This window comes from Achromobacter sp. 2789STDY5608615 (genome assembly GCF_001298995.1).
GTDB lineage: Bacteria > Pseudomonadota > Gammaproteobacteria > Burkholderiales > Burkholderiaceae_B > Achromobacter > Achromobacter insuavis.
The window spans coordinates 19,448-34,205 of sequence record NZ_CYTY01000010.1; the positions used below are offsets into that span (position 1 = coordinate 19,448).

General features: G+C 69.3%; 15 protein-coding genes. 8 read left to right on the forward strand and 7 right to left on the reverse strand.

The window, feature by feature from the left end:
• Window positions 1-8 precede the first annotated feature (8 nt).
• The 3 genes from AOZ49_RS10620 to AOZ49_RS10630 all read left to right on the forward strand — a co-directional run bounded on the left by AOZ49_RS10620 (window position 9) and on the right by AOZ49_RS10630 (window position 2,719).
• Complete coding sequence (locus AOZ49_RS10620; protein WP_054433771.1) at window positions 9-1,475, forward strand: glutamate synthase subunit beta; 1,467 nt, start codon at window positions 9-11, stop codon at window positions 1,473-1,475.
• A 141-nt stretch (window positions 1,476-1,616) separates the two neighbouring features.
• Entirely contained in the window at window positions 1,617-2,195 is a 579-nt protein-coding gene (locus AOZ49_RS10625) for a chromate transporter (protein WP_054475199.1), read from the forward strand.
• Complete coding sequence (locus AOZ49_RS10630) at window positions 2,192-2,719, forward strand: chromate transporter (protein WP_054433768.1); 528 nt, start codon at window positions 2,192-2,194, stop codon at window positions 2,717-2,719. The genes AOZ49_RS10625 and AOZ49_RS10630 overlap by 4 nt, the downstream gene beginning before the upstream one ends.
• 31 nt (window positions 2,720-2,750) lie before the next feature.
• Here the strand turns inward: AOZ49_RS10630 and AOZ49_RS10635 are convergent, their stop codons facing one another.
• The 6 genes from AOZ49_RS10635 to AOZ49_RS10660 form a co-directional block, all read right to left on the reverse strand.
• Window positions 2,751-4,088, reverse strand: coding sequence for a purine-cytosine permease family protein (locus AOZ49_RS10635; RefSeq protein WP_054475203.1), 1,338 nt, complete (start codon window positions 4,086-4,088; stop codon window positions 2,751-2,753).
• 154 nt (window positions 4,089-4,242) lie between these two features.
• A complete protein-coding gene (locus tag AOZ49_RS10640; RefSeq protein WP_054433764.1) occupies window positions 4,243-5,232 on the reverse strand; it encodes a 5-oxoprolinase subunit C family protein in 990 nt (329 codons plus the stop codon).
• Entirely contained in the window at window positions 5,222-6,097 is an 876-nt protein-coding gene (locus AOZ49_RS10645) for a 5-oxoprolinase subunit B family protein (RefSeq protein WP_054475204.1), read from the reverse strand. Before AOZ49_RS10645 ends, AOZ49_RS10640 begins: the two co-directional genes overlap by 11 nt.
• Window positions 6,094-7,482: an acetyl-CoA carboxylase biotin carboxylase subunit gene (locus AOZ49_RS10650; RefSeq protein ID WP_054475205.1), complete on the reverse strand. Its 1,389-nt coding sequence runs from the start codon at window positions 7,480-7,482 to the stop codon at window positions 6,094-6,096. Before AOZ49_RS10650 ends, AOZ49_RS10645 begins: the two co-directional genes overlap by 4 nt.
• 3 nt (window positions 7,483-7,485) lie before the next feature.
• Window positions 7,486-7,728, reverse strand: a complete 243-nt coding sequence (locus AOZ49_RS10655; RefSeq protein ID WP_054433758.1) for an acetyl-CoA carboxylase — start codon at window positions 7,726-7,728, stop codon at window positions 7,486-7,488.
• Window positions 7,729-7,766: 38 nt separating this feature from the next.
• Entirely contained in the window at window positions 7,767-8,537 is a 771-nt protein-coding gene (locus tag AOZ49_RS10660) for a 5-oxoprolinase subunit PxpA (protein ID WP_049070601.1), read from the reverse strand.
• Between the two features lie 258 nt (window positions 8,538-8,795).
• On the opposite strand from AOZ49_RS10660, the gene AOZ49_RS10665 reads away from it, so the two are divergent.
• Window positions 8,796-9,713, forward strand: a complete 918-nt coding sequence (locus AOZ49_RS10665) for a LysR family transcriptional regulator (RefSeq protein WP_054433757.1) — start codon at window positions 8,796-8,798, stop codon at window positions 9,711-9,713.
• A gap of 129 nt (window positions 9,714-9,842) precedes the next feature.
• A complete protein-coding gene (locus AOZ49_RS10670; protein ID WP_054433756.1) occupies window positions 9,843-10,484 on the forward strand; it encodes an OmpW/AlkL family protein in 642 nt (213 codons plus the stop codon).
• Window positions 10,485-10,501: 17 nt separating this feature from the next.
• Here the strand turns inward: AOZ49_RS10670 and AOZ49_RS10675 are convergent, their stop codons facing one another.
• Complete coding sequence (locus AOZ49_RS10675; RefSeq protein ID WP_054433754.1) at window positions 10,502-11,374, reverse strand: LysR family transcriptional regulator; 873 nt, start codon at window positions 11,372-11,374, stop codon at window positions 10,502-10,504.
• Window positions 11,375-11,438: 64 nt separating this feature from the next.
• Between AOZ49_RS10675 and AOZ49_RS10680 the strand changes: the two genes are divergently transcribed.
• From AOZ49_RS10680 to AOZ49_RS10690, 3 genes are read left to right on the forward strand one after another with little or no spacing between them, the layout of a single operon-like run.
• On the forward strand, window positions 11,439-12,659 hold the full coding sequence (locus AOZ49_RS10680; protein WP_054433752.1) for a YbfB/YjiJ family MFS transporter: 1,221 nt from the start codon (window positions 11,439-11,441) through the stop codon (window positions 12,657-12,659).
• Between the two features lie 19 nt (window positions 12,660-12,678).
• Window positions 12,679-13,656 carry a Bug family tripartite tricarboxylate transporter substrate binding protein gene (locus AOZ49_RS10685; RefSeq protein WP_054475207.1) on the forward strand — a complete coding sequence of 326 codons (978 nt, stop codon included), beginning with the start codon at window positions 12,679-12,681 and terminating at the stop codon, window positions 13,654-13,656.
• A gap of 19 nt (window positions 13,657-13,675) precedes the next feature.
• Window positions 13,676-14,743, forward strand: coding sequence for an NAD(P)H-dependent flavin oxidoreductase (locus tag AOZ49_RS10690; protein ID WP_054475208.1), 1,068 nt, complete (start codon window positions 13,676-13,678; stop codon window positions 14,741-14,743).
• Window positions 14,744-14,758: the final 15 nt, after the last annotated feature.

Here is a 14,758-nt window from a genome sequence, read left to right on the forward strand (position 1 = left end):
GGGATACCATGGGAAAGATTACCGGCTTTATGGAATTTCAGCGTCTGCAGGAGGCCTCCGAGGCTCCGCAGAAGCGGCTGAAGAACTGGCGCGAATTCGTGCTGCACCTGACCGACGACCAGGCCAAGCAGCAGGCGGCGCGCTGCATGGACTGCGGCATCCCGTTCTGCAACAACGGCTGCCCGGTCAACAACATCATCCCCGACTGGAATGACCTGGTGTACAAGCAGGACTGGCGCCGTGCGCTGGACGTGCTGCACTCCACCAACAACTTCCCGGAATTCACCGGCCGCATCTGCCCGGCGCCGTGTGAAGCCGCCTGTACCTTGAACATCAACAGCGACGCCGTGGGCATCAAGTCCATCGAGCACGCCATCATCGACAAGGGCTGGGCCGAAGGCTGGGTCGCGCCGCAACTGCCGGCGCGCAAGACCGGCAAGAAGGTCGCCGTGGTCGGCTCCGGCCCCGCCGGCATGGCCTGCGCGCAACAGCTGGCACGCGCCGGCCACTCGGTCACGCTGTTCGAGAAGAGCGACCGCATCGGCGGCCTGCTGCGCTACGGCATCCCCGACTTCAAGCTGGAAAAGCACCAGATCGACCGCCGCATCTCGCAGATGGAAGCCGAAGGCGTGGAATTCGCGCCCTCGACCTACGTCGGCAATCCGTCCGACCCGGTGGCCGACGGCCTGACCGTGCGCACCCCGGACTCGCTGCTGGCCGAGTTCGACGCCGTGGTGATGAGCGGCGGTTCGGAAACCCCGCGTGATCTGCCGGTGCCCGGCCGCGAGCTGTCGGGCGTGTACTTCGCCATGGACTTCCTGCGCCAGCAGAACAAGGCCGTGGCCGGCGACCGCCTCACCAACCAGACGCTGGCCAAGGGCAAGCACGTGGTGGTGATCGGCGGCGGCGACACCGGTTCCGACTGCGTCGGCACCAGCAACCGCCACGGCGCGGCCTCGGTCACGCAGTTCGAGCTGATGCCGCAGCCGCCCGAATCCGAGAACAAGACCATGACGTGGCCGTACTGGCCGCTGAAGATGCGCACCTCGTCCTCGCACGAGGAAGGCTGCGAACGCGACTGGTCGGTGACCACCAAGCTGCTGCAGGGCAGCAACGGCAAGGTCGAGAAGCTGGTCGGCGCCCGCGTCGAGTGGTTCAAGGACGAAGCCACCGGGCAGATGAAGATGCGCGAGGTCGAAGGCTCGGAATTCGAGATCAAGGCCGACCTGGTGCTGCTGGCCATGGGCTTCGTGTCGCCGGTGCAGACCGTGCTGGACGCCTTCGGCGTCGACCGCGATGCGCGCGGCAATGTGCGCGCCAACACCGACGACTACCGCACCAACGTGGAGAAGGTCTTCACCGCCGGCGACATGCGCCGCGGCCAGTCCCTGGTGGTCTGGGCCATCCGCGAAGGCCGCCAGTGCGCGCGCTCGGTGGATGCCTACCTGATGGGGTCGAGCGAACTGCCGCGCTGATCGCGCCGCGTTGCCAGGCCGGCCATCGGCCGGCCCCCGCTTTCGCCGCCCGGCACGTCGTGCCCGGCGGCGAAATTCTTTCAGCCAGCCGACATTTCGCATTGCGTAAGATGCGGCATCGACCCCATCGCGCCGCCCGCCATGTCCTCCGCTGACCCCGCCGTTGCCGCACCGCCGACGCTGCCGCAGATTTTCCTGGCCTTCGCCAAGGTCGGCCTGACCAGCTTCGGCGGCGGGCTGAGCGGCTGGATGATGCGTGAATTCGTGCAGCAGCGGCGCTGGCTGTCCGAATCCGATTTCCTCAGCGGCCTGGCGCTGGCGCAGTCGTTCCCCGGCGTGAACGTGGTGAACCTGGCCATCTGGATCGGCTTTCGCCTGCGCGGCGGCCCCGGCGCGCTGCTGGGCGGCCTGGGCATCACCGTGCCGCCGATGCTGGTGGCGATCGCCGCCGCGGTGCTGTTCGCCCGTCTGGCCCAATCGCACGGCCTGCACGTGGCGATGGCGGGCGTGGCGGCGGCGGCGGTGGGCGTATCGCTGCAGACCGGCCTGCGCGCCGCCCGGCGCGCGCTGCAGGGCTGGGTGCCCGCCGCGGTCATGGGCGTGACCTTTGCCGCCATCTTCCTGCTGCGCCTGCCGTTGTTGTGGGTGGTGGGCGTCATGGCGCCGCTGTCGATCGGCATCGCCTATTCGCGCCTGCGGCGCCGGGAGCGACAGCCATGAACCTGGCCACGCTGCACGACCTGTTCGCGGTCTTCACGCCGCAGTCGTTCCTGACGGTGGGCGGCGGCCAGAGCATCCTGCCCGAAATCCACCGCCAGGCCGTCGACAACTATGGCTGGATCACCGAAGCGCAGTTCCTGGACTACTTCGCCCTGTCGCGCATCACGCCGGGGCCGGCCTCGCTGCTGGTGACGCTGATCGGCTGGCAGGTGGGCGGCTGGGCCGGCGCCATCGCCGCCTCGATCGCGATCTTCCTGCCCTGTTCGCTGTTGATCTATGCGCTGGCGCGGGTCTGGGCGCGATATCGCCACGCCACCTGCGTGCGCGCCATCGAGGCCGGACTGGTGCCGGTCGCGGCCGGCATGATCCTGGCCTCGTCGTGCACACTGCTGCGCGCCGCCGAGGGCGGCGCGTGGGCCTGGGGCGTGGCCGCCGCCTCGACGCTGGCGCTGGTCTACACCCGCGTCAGCCCCTTCCTGATGCTGGCGCTGGGCGCGCTCGTGTTCCTGGCCGCGCTGGCCTGACACGCGACGGCGCCCACCGGACGGCATGGCGCTAGGCGCCGCCGCCCTGCATGCGCTGGCCCGACACCGCGGCCTGCCCCAGCCAGTACACCACGCCCGCCACCACGAAGCTGGCCGGCGCCGCGAACGTCGCGGCCAGGCCGCTCACGTGCATCAACGCCAGGCCGCTCGCGGCGCCCGCGAACCAGGCGCCCAGGCCACGGCGGTTGTAGGCGCTGCCGCCGCCCGGCGCCGGCGCGGACTCGCCCGCCGCCAGGATGTGCACCAGCGCCACCGCGACCCACGCCACCACGAAGATGCCCTGGTAAGCCAGCGCCTGCAGCAGGTAGGCGAACACGTCGAACAGCATCAAGGCGTACGACACCAGCCCCACCACCACCGCCCACGCCGCCTTGGGCCAGCGGCCCAGGCCGAAGCGCGCGAAGAAGGCCTGCATGTTGATGGTGGCCAGGTAATAGTTGGCGGTGTTGATGCGGGTCTGCGTCACCCAGACGAAGAACAGGCCGCCCAGTCCCATCAGCTTGAGCAGCGCCAGCACCACCGACACCTCGCTCAAGGCGCCATCGCCGGGAATGATGGCGACCAGGTAGATGCCGGCCACGCCGTTGAGCAGGAAGGTGACCAGGTAGAACGGCATGCCGAAGTTGTAGCGGCCGTGGTAGCGCGCATCCTCGCGGCGGCCGAAGCGCGCGTAATCGAAGGTGAACATCATCAGGATCCAGACGCCCATGTAATACACGTAGGCGTCCCACCAGCCGCCCGCCACCGGCCCGCCGGCCGGGCCGAACGCCAGCCAGGCGTCGCTGTAGCCGTACTCGCGCGTGGCCAGCGCCACCGCCAGCAGCAGGCCGCCCAGGTAGAACGGCAACAGCACGCCGTTGAACTTGTCGAGCCAGCGCTGCACGCTGCCGAAGATCAGCAGCACGCTGTAGATGACCACCAGCAGCGCGAAGGCCCAGTACGGCACGGCCGGGAACATGTGGTGCGCGGCCACCGCCATCACCGAACCCTCGAACACGGCGTAGTAGATGGCGGTGGCGAAGAAGATCAGGGTGGCCAGCGCCGCGCCCGAGGTGCCGAACACGCCGCGCGAGAACAGCGCCACCGACTGGCCGGTACGGATGGCGTAACGCGAGATGACTGCGTTGATCAGGCCATAGGAAATCACCGACAGCACCATGCCGATGATGGCGTTGCGGGCGCCGTAGTTGAGCGCCAGCGTGGCGCCGACCACGATGTAGAAGATGGCGCTGCACACGGCCCACCAGGCCATGGTGAGCGGGAATCGGCCCATGCGGTCGGCATCGGCCACAGTGGCTAGGGAAGTGTCCCGGTCGGAGGACGAGGAGCTGGAAGCAAGGTTGGCCATGGAGGCTCTCCTGACGTGCTGAAGAACCGCGGAATGCGGACGAGTACGGCGTGCAGCGTGTGAAACTCGAAAAGCACAAGCGCAGGCGCGCCCGCCCGGCCTGTCGGAACAGGCCGGAAGGAAAGCAACGATCAACGGGGAAACGGGGCGGGGATCAACCCATGGCGGCACGCAGCCTGTCGAGGCGGGCGCGGTAGTCCTTGCGGGCCTGCAAGGCCGTTTCCAGCGTGACCCGTTCGAAGCGGGCCTGCTGGTTGGGCTGCATCTGGCCGACCTTGTCGAGATCGGCGCTGATCACGGTGCCGATCATGGCGTAGCCGCCGCCGGACACGGCATCACGATGCAGGATGATGGGTTCCACCCCCGCCGGCACCTGGATGGAACCGATGGGATAGCAGGCGTCGACGATGTTGGACGGATCGGCGCCCGCGCCGAACGGCTGCTCGCGCGGCTGGAACTTCAGCGCGCGGCCCTTCTTGTAGCGGTAGCCGATGCGGTCGGCCTCCGAGGTCACGCTCCAGGCGTCCTCGTAGAACGAGGCGGCCGATTCCGGCATCAGGCGATGGTCGTACAGGCCCGGCACCACGCGCAGTACCTGCTCCTTCGGGCATTGGCTGGCGAGCTCCGGCGGCAGCGCGCGGCCGACCCGCGTCCCCGGGCGCGGCACGCCCACGCGCAAGCGGTCGCCGGCCTGCAGGCGGCGGCCGTCGAAGCCGCCAATGGCGCCCAGCGTGTAGGTCGAGCGGCTGCCCAGCACCTCGGGCACGTCGATGCCGCCGGCGATCGCCAGGCAGGCGCGCGCGCCGGCCTGCACGAAATCGAACGACAGCCGGGCGCCGGCCGGCACCGCCAGCGCGGTGTTGCAGGCCTGTGCCTGGCCATCGATCCTGGGCATCATGGTGGCGCCGGTGACGGCGATCACCGCGGCGCGCGTGAAACGCAGCTCGGGGCCCATCAGCGTGCATTCCAGCACCGCCGCGTCCTCGGGATTGCCCACCAGCAGGTTGGCGGCGGCCAGCGCGTACTGGTCGAGCGCGCCCGAGGGCGGAATGCCCAGGTGGTAGTAGCCCTGGCGGCCACGATCCTGGACCGACGTCGCCAGCCCGGGCTTGATCACTTCGATGAGCGGTTCGTCATGCGGCATGGAGCGTCTCCAGAAGGCGGGCGTTGTACTGCTCGGGCGCCGCCATGAATTCGGACAGCGAGAACGACACGGGGCGGATGTCGAGCTGGAAGGCGCCGGCCTCGACCCGCGCCACCGCCGCGTCGTACTCGGCGCGGCTGATCGGCTTGAACTTGACGATGTCGCCGGGGCGGAAGAACACCATGGAGTCGCGCAGGTGCGCCTGGCGCTGCGCGGGCTCGAAGATCGGCGCGGGCGTCACGCCGAACATCTGGTAGCCGCCGGCGCCGCGCACGGAATAGATGCAGGCGAAGCAGCCGCCATGTCCCACCGCGTGCTTGGGCGTGTCGGTGCGCGGCCGCAGGTACTTGGGCACTTCGAGCTGGCGCTCGCGCTCGACCATCTGGAACATGAACGGCAGGCCGGCCACGAAACCAACCATCGACACGAACCAGGGCGCGCTGGAATGCGCCGCGATGAATGCATCGGTATCGGCAAAGCCATTGATGCGCGCGGCGTACTCCAGGTCGGTCGAGGCCGGGTCCTGGTGGCGCTCGCGAAAGCGCATCAGCGTCTCGTGGGTCCAGGGATCGTTGTAGAGCACCGGCACCTGGATGACGCGGGTGTCGAGCCGCAGGTTGTCCAGGTCGATGGTGGCCTCGATCTCGCGCAGGATGGCCAGCATGGCCTCGGGCGCGACCTGGTCGGGGTCGTAGCGGATCTGGTACGAGGCGTTGGCCGGGCAGATCTCGCTCACGCCGGGCACGGCGCGCTCGCGCAGCGCGCGCGTGATGGCCATGCCCTTGAAGAACGCGGCCAGCGACATCGATTCGCTGATCTCGGCGAAGATGAATTCATCGCCGCCATGGGTGTAGCGCACCGTCATTGGGTCCCCTCCCGCTGCTGCATCCAGCTTTCCAGGTAGTTGGTGTGATAGTCGCCCGCCAGCACGTCCGGATCGGCCACCAGGGCGCGATGCAGGGCCAGCGTCGACGGCACGCCCTCGAATTCGGTTTCATCCAGCGCGCGCGCCATCCGCGCCAGCGCGGCGTCGCGGTCTTCGTCCCACACGATCAGCTTGGCCAGCAGCGAATCGTAGTAGGGCGGCACCACGCTGCCGGCGTACACCATCGAGTCGATGCGCACGCCCGGCCCGGCCGGCCAGCGCACGTGCGACACGGTGCCGGGGCCCGGCGCGAAGTTGCGCGCCGGGTCTTCGGCGTTCAGGCGGCATTCGATGGCGGCGCCGCGCATGGCGATGTCCGCTTGCTTGAAACGCAGCGGCTCGCCGTCGGCGATGCGCAGCATCTCGCGCACCAGATCGATGCCGGTGATGGCTTCGGTGATCGGATGCTCGACCTGGATGCGCGTGTTCATTTCGATGAAGTAGAACTCGCCGCGGGTCTCGTCGTACAGGTATTCCAGCGTGCCCGCGCCGCGATAGCCCACCGACTCGGTCAGGCGCAGCGCCGATTCGCACAGCGCCTGGCGCAGCGCGGGGCTCAGCGCCGGCGACGGCGCCTCCTCGAACACCTTCTGGCGCCGGCGCTGCAGCGAGCATTCGCGCTCGAACAGGTGCACCGCGCGCTCGCCGTCGCCCAGCACCTGCACCTCGATGTGGCGGGCGCGCGGCAGGTAGCGCTCCAGGTAGACGCCGCCGTCGCCGAAGGCGGCGCGCGCCTCGGCCTGGGCCATGGGAATGGCTTCGCGCAGCTGCGCCTCGTCGGCCGCCACGCGGATGCCGCGGCCGCCGCCGCCGGCGGACGCCTTGATCATCAGCGGATAGCCGATCTGCGCCGCGTGGCTCAGGGCCTCGTCCAGCGAGCCCACCACGCCCTCGCTGCCCGGCACCGTGGGCACGCCCGCCGCCTTGGCGCAGGCGCGCGCGGCGGCCTTGTCGCCCATGCTGCGGATGGTGCGGGCGTCGGGGCCGACGAACACCAGGCCGGCGTCGGTCACGGCCTGGGAGAAATCGGCGTTCTCGGCCAGGAAGCCGTAGCCCGGATGGATCGCGTCGGCGCCGCTCTCGCGCGCCGCGGCCAGCAGGGCCTCGGCATTCAGATAGCTGCGGGTGGCGTGGGCCGGCCCGATGTGGACGGCGGCGTCGGCCAGGCGCACCGCCAGCGCGTCGCGGTCGGCGTCGCTGTAGACCGCCACCGTGCGCATGCCCAGTTCGCGCGCGGCGCGGATCACGCGCAGCGCGATCTCGCCCCGGTTGGCGACCAGCAGGGTCTGGATGCGGCGCGGCCGGTAGAAGGAATGCACGCCCATGCCTCAGCCCTCGATCCGCAGCAAGGCCTGGCCCGGTTCGACCGGATCGCCGTCGGCCACCAGGATCTCGGCGACCACGCCGCCGATCTCGGCCTCGATCTGGTTGAACTGCTTCATCACCTCGACGATGCCGACCACGTCGCCGGGCTGGATGGTGGCGCCCACCTCGACGAACGGCGCGGCGTCGGGACTGGGCCGGCGATAGAAGGTGCCGGGCAGGGGGCTCTGGATCTCTTGCTGCGACATGGGTTTTCTCCTTGGAATGTGTGGGAATGATGGGCGGATCAGGACAGCCGCGGCGGCGCGATGCGGATGCCGTGCGCCTCCAGGCGGGCGCGGGTGGCCTGCACCAGCGCCAGCGCGCCGGGCGTATCGCTGTGGATGCAGACGGAGTCGAAGCCGATCGGAATGTCGCGGCCGTCCACGGTGCGCACCTTGCCGTCGGTACACGCGCGCAGCACCTTGTCGGCCACCTGCTCCGGATCGAGCGCCTGGGTGTAGCGCGTGAAAACGATGGAGCCGCTGGCGTCGTAGTCACGGTCCGCGTAGAACTCGCGCACCACCGGCAGGCCCAGCTCGCGCGCCACCTTGCAGGTCAGCGAGTTCTCCATGCAATACAGCATCAGCGTGGGCTCCAGGTCGCGCAGCGTCTGCACCAGGCGGCGCGACAGGGTTTCGTCGCGCGCGGCGCGCATGTAGAGCGCGCCATGCGGCTTGACGTGCTGCAGCCGCAGGCCATAGAGGCGGGCGAATTCGCGCAGCGCGCCGACCTGGTAGACGATGTCGTTGACCAGGCCCTCGGCGTTCTCGTTCAGGTCGCGGCGGCCGAAGCCGACCAGGTCGCGAAAGCCGGGATGCGCGCCGATGCCGATGCCATGCTCGCGCGCCATCACCACGGTGCGGTTCATGATGTTGGGATCGCCGGCATGAAAGCCGGTGGCGATGTTGGCCGAGCTGATCAGCGGCATGATGGCGTCGTCCACGTCATCGCCGATCTTCCAGGAACCAAAGCCCTCGCCCATGTCGGAGTTCAGGTCTATCGTCGCCTTGCTCATGAAACAGGATCTCCTTCTTCTTGCAGGCCGGCTGGCCGCGCAATGCCTGCACAGTAGCGAAGCGTCCGAGGGATAAAAAGTTCTTTTTTTGGATCAATCCTTATCTGAATTTCAGATGCCCCACGTTACGCACCAAATCGGAGCGATCGATAAATTCCTATGAAATTTCAGGGATTTCCCTGAGATTTGCCGCACCCCGATGGCGCGGATAAACAGATATTCTGGTGGCTACCTATCTATTAATCAGATATTGCCGCCATGTCGCTTACCCTCCGGCAGCTCAAATATTTCGTCGCGGCCGCCGAACTCGGACAGATCTCCCAAGCGGCGATCCAGCTGGCGATCTCGCAATCCGCCGTCACCACGGCCATCCGCGAACTGGAAGAGATCGTGGGCTCGCCGCTGTTCCAGCGCAGCGCCAGCGGCGTGGCGCTGACCGAGACCGGACGCGGCTTCCTCAATCACGCCTACAACATCCTGTCCTCGGTCGACGAGGCGCTGCGCATGCCCAGCGCCGATGCGCGCGAAAGCGGGCGCCTGCTGCTGGCGGCGTCCTACACCGTGATCGGCTACTTCCTGCCGTATCACCTGCAGCGCCTGTCGCAGCTCTATCCCAACCTGGACATCCAGCTGCACGAGCTCAACCGCAACGCCATCGAGGAAGGCCTGATCGCGCACCGCTACGACATGGCGGTGCTGCTGACCTCGAACGTGGTGAATCCGGAATTGGCGGTCGAGCACTTCTTCGGCTCGCCGCGGCGGCTGTGGGTGCCGGCGCGCCATGCGCTGCTGGCGCGCGACACCGTCACGCTGGAAGACGTGGCGCATGAACCGTTCATCATGCTCACGGTCGACGAGGCCGCGCACACCGCGCTGCGCTACTGGAGCGAGACGCCGTTCCGCCCCGACGTGCGCCTGCGCACCTCGTCGGTGGAAGCGGTGCGCAGCATGGTGGCCAACGGCGGCGGCGTGGCGGTGCTGTCGGACATGGTCTATCGGCCGTGGTCGCTGGAGGGCCGCCGCATCGAGACCATCCAGTTGAAGGATCCGATCCCGCCAATGAACGTGGGGCTGGCGTGGCGCAAGGGCGCGGACATCACCGGCCCGATGCGCGCGGTGCGCGACTATTTCCGCCACGCCTATGCCGTGCCGCGCGGCACCGACAATTTGCGTTGAGTCCGATTCGCGCGGGGTTGTGGCGCCGCAACCACGCGCCATGTCCCCGCTTGATGCACGTCAAGACCGGCTTTTCCCGCCTCTGCGAACCTGAATGCCTACATTCACGCAATACACGGAGAGAGGAAAATGTTCGCGATGTATCGGCGCACCCGCGCCCTTGCCCTGGCCACTGCCTGCGGCGCCACCCTGATGCTTGCCGCCCCCGCCCATGCCCACGAAGCCGGCGACATCCTGTTCCGCGTCGGCGTGACGCAGGTCCGCCCCGCGTCCGACAACGGCACCGTGCTCGATGGCAGCGTCAAACTCGACGCCAACAACAACGTGCGCCCCAGCTTCACGCTGGCCTACATGGCCACGCGCAACATCGGCATCGAACTGCTGGGCGCCTGGCCGTTCCAGCACGACGTGAGCGGCAGCGGACTGGGCAAGATCGGTTCGAGCAAGCAGTTGCCGCCGACCCTCAGCCTGCAATGGCACATTCTGCCCGACAGCATGGTGCAGCCGTATATCGGCGTCGGCATCAACTACACCAAGTTCTTCGACACCAAGGCCGAAGGCGCGCTCAAGGGCTCGGACCTGAAGATGGGCGATTCGTGGGGCGTGGCCGCGCAACTGGGCGCGGACATCAAGATCAGCGAACGCTGGTTCATGAACGCCGACATCCGCTACATCGACATCAAGTCGAAGGTGAAGCTCAACGGCGAACACATCGGCACCGCCCGCATCAATCCGTGGGTCGCCACGCTGGGCGTCGGCTACCGCTTCTGATACCCGCCCCCCACCGGCTACTGGCGCCGCTGCGCCAGTAGCTGCCGCAACGCCTGCAATGCAGGCGTTTCGTCGTCCGCGCGCCAGATCAATCGCGTCTGCGCGCGGCCGTGCCTGCCGGACAGCGGCGTCACGCGCAGCGACTGCTCCGCGCCCAGCACCGCCAGCACCGAGCGCGGCACGATCGCCACGCCCGACCCCGCCGCCACGCAGGCCACGATCGCATGGTAGGACGCGAACTCCATCACCTTGCCCGGCGCCACGCCTTCCTGGCCGAACCAGGATTCCAGGATGCGGCGATAGGAACACCCTGCCGCGAACGCGATGACGCTGCGATCGCCCACGTCCTCGGGACCGTGGATCTCGGGCCAGGCCAACGGCGAGATCAACGCCAGCTCTTCCTCGAACGCCGGCTGCTGCGCCAGGCCCTGCGCCTCGAAGGGCTGCGCCACGAACGCCGCCTCGATCTCGAAGTCGCGCACCTTGGCCGCCAGCGCGCCCGAAGTGCCCGTCACCAGTTCGATCCGCACTTTCGGCCAGGCCGCGTGGTACGCCGCCAGGATGGGCGGCAGGCGCGCCGCGGCCGTGCTTTCCATGGTGCCGATGCGCAACAGCCCTTGCGGCGCACCGTCGCGCACGGCCGCCTGGGCCTCGGCCGACAGGCGCAGCATGCGGTCGGCATAGGACAGCAGCACGCGCCCCTGTTCCGACAGCACCAGGCGCCGGTTCTGGCGGCGGAACAGCGGCGCCTCCAGCGTCGCTTCCAGCTGCTTGAGGCGGGTCGAGACATTCGACTGCACCCGGTTCAGGTGGGCCGCGGCGCGCGCCACGCCGCCATGGTCCGCCACCGCCTTGAAGATCTGCAGCGCGTCGAGGTCTAAGTTTCTCATTTCAAGAACTCATGTTCTTAATAATTCACTATTCAAGATATTAGTACAGCCGTAGAGTGGGGCCATGTCAATAGCCAACCACCCCGATCCCGCGCCCCCGCGCGGCGCCCTCAGCCTGGCCCTGCCGGCCGCGCTGGCGCTGGCCGCCGCCATGGGCATCGGCCGCTTCGCCTTCACCCCGGTCTGGCCGCTGATGGCCCAGGAAGCCGGGCTGTCGCTGGCGCAGGGGAGCTGGCTGGCGTCGGCCAATTACGCCGGCTACCTGCTGGGCGCGCTGGCCGCGGCGGTGCGGCCGCCGCGCCATCCGCGCGCCATGCTGGCGGTCAGCCTGCTGGCCGTGGCCTTGCTGACGCTGGCCATGCCGTGGGTCCACGGCATCCTGGCCTGGAGCCTGCTGCGGCTGGCGGCGGGCTATGGCAGCGCCAGCGCCTTCATCTGCGTGGCCGCCGCGCGTCCGGTCGCGCCCGGCGACCCGCGCGCGCCGGCGGTGTCCGCCATCACCTACGCTGGCGTCGGCGCCGGCATCGCGCTGACGGGCCTGGCCTGCCTGGCGCTGATGGCGTCCGGCGCCGGCGCCAATGCCAACTGGACCGCGTTGGGCGCACTGACGCTGGCGCTGTCGGCGCTGGCCTGGCCGGGCCTGAACCGGCCGGCGCCGGCCCGCCACCTGGCCGCCGCGCCCGCCCCGGGACGCCTGCCGCCGGGCATCGGCCAACTGGCGCTGCACTACGGCGTGTTCGGCGCCGGCTACATCATTCCCGCCACATTCCTGCCCGCCATGGCGCGCGAAATCATTCCCGACCCGGCGGTGTTCGGCTGGGCCTGGCCGCTGTTCGGCCTGGCCGCCGCGCTCTCCTGCCTGGTGGCGCCGCGCGTGGCGCAGGCCCGCGACGACAAGACCGTGTGGCGCGGCGCGCAGGCCGTGATGGCGCTAGGCATGCTGGCCGTGGCGCTCTGGCACACCATCGCCGCGGTCATCGTCGCCGCGCTGCTGGTGGGCGGCACCTTCATGGTCATCACCCAATCGGGCATGCTGGCCGCGCAGCGGCTGGCCGGCAGCGCCGCGCCGCGGGCCGCGGCCGTCATGACGTCGGCCTTTGCCGCCGGGCAGATCATCGGGCCGCTGCTGGCCTCGGGCGCGGCGCGCTGGGGCGCCAGCCTGCCGCAGGTGCTGGCCGGCGGCGCGGCGCTGCTGGCGCTGTCGGCCTGGCGCTTGGGAAATATCAGCGCCGCGGGCAGGAACGCTGGGCATAATGCGATCGGTTCCCAGGAACCATCAAATTAAGAGAGAGGAGTCACCCAGCATGAAATCGCTACGCCCCCTGGTCGCCGCCCTGGCCACCTTCGCCGCCCTTGGCGGCACCGCCCACGCCCAGGCCGCCGACTGGCCCGCCAAGCCCATCACCATGATCGTGCCCTACGCCCCGGGCGGCTTTGCCGATACCCGCGTGCGCCTGCTGGCGCGCAAGCTGGGCGAATCGCTGGGCCAGCCGATCGTGGTCGAGAACAAGGCCGGCGCGGGCGGCGTGGTCGGCACCAACCTGATCGCCAAGGCGGCGCCCGACGGCTACACCATCGGCACCGGCAACCTGGCGCCGATGGCGGTCAACCCGTCGTTGATGAAGGACATGCCGTACAACCCGCAGAAAGACCTGGCGCCGGTCATCCTGATCGAGAACAGTCCGCTGGTGCTGAGCGTGAACAACGAACTGCCGGTCAAGACCCTGGCCGACCTGATCGCCATGGCCAAGAAGCAGCCGGGCAAACTGTCGTTCGGCTCGTCCGGCGTCGGCGGCGCGCACCACCTGTCCGGCGAGATGTTCCGCGAACAGGCCAAGATCGACATCGTGCACGTGCCCTACAAGGGCGGCAGCCTGGCCGCGACCGACCTGATGGGCGGCCATATCTCGATGATGTTCGAGATGGGCTATTCGGCGCTGCCGGCCATCCAGGGCCAGAAGATCCACCCGATCGCGGTGACCTCGGCCCAGCGCCTGGCGGTGCTGCCGGACGTGCCGACCATGGCCGAATCCGGCCTGCCGGGCTTCGAATCGTATAACTGGCAGGGCATCGTCGCCCCCGCCGGCACCCCGGCGCCCATCATCGCCAAGCTCAACGCCGAGTTCAACCGCATCCTGAAGGAACCCGACGTGCAGAAGGCCATCGCCGACACCGGCAGCCAGGCCGGCGGCGGCACGCCCGAGGAATTCGGCGCGTTCATCAAGAGCGAAACGGCCAAGTGGGCGCAGGTCATCAAGGCTGGAAACATCCAGCTGCAGTAAGCCAACCAGGAGTATCCCCATGACATCCCGCCTTTCCGATCTGCTCGAGCTCGACCACCCCATCATCCAGGCGCCCATGGCGGGCGGCGCGACAACGGTGGCGCTGGTGTCGGAGGCCTCGAAGGCGGGTGTCCTGGGTTCGCTGGGCGCCGCCTACCTGACGCCCGAGCAGATCGAGACGACCGCCGCAGCGATCCGCGAGCGCACCGACCGGCCGTTCGGCATCAACCTGTTCGCGGCGGTGCCCGAACAGCCCTTCAAGGGCGACGCCAGCCGCATGCTGGCGTTGCTGGCGCGCTACCACGCCCAGCTGGGCCTGCCGGCGCCTGTCGCGCCCGGCCCGCAGGCCGATCCGCTGCCCGGCCAGATCGAGGCCGTGCTGCGCGTGAAGCCGGCGGTCCTGAGCTTCACCTTCGGCCGCCTGCCGGCGGACGCGCTGGCGCGCTGCCGCGAACTGGGCATCCTGACGGTCGGCACCGCCACCACCGTGCGCGAAGCCGTGGCCCTGGAACAGGACGGCGTCGACGCCGTCGTGGCCCAAGGGGCGGAGGCGGGCGGGCATCGCGGCACCTTCCTGGACGATTTCGAGCATTCGCTGATCGGCACCATGGCCCTGGTGCCGCAGGTGGCCGACGCGGTGTCGATCCCCGTGATCGCCTCCGGCGGCATCATGGACGGCCGCGGCATCGCCGCCGCGCTGGCCCTGGGCGCGGACGCCGCACAAATGGGGACGGCTTTTCTGACCACGGACGAAGCCGGCATCGGCGACGCCTACAAGGCGGTGCTGCCGGCCTCGCGCGCGGAACAGTCGCGGGTGACCCGGGCCTTCTCCGGGCGGCCGGCGCGCGGCATCGTGAATTCCTTCATGCGCGACGCCGACCAGATTTCGGACGATATCCTGCCGTACCCGCTGCAGAACGCGCTGACCCGGCCGATGCGCACCGCCGGCGGCCAGGCCGGCAACATCGCCGTCCTGTCGCTCTGGGCCGGCCAGGGCGCGCCGCTGGCGCGGCGGGAGAGCACGGCCGCGCTGGTGGCGCGGCTGGCGCGTGAAACCGCCGCGGCGCGCGGCCGCGGCCCGGCCTGACGGACGCTGGCGCCG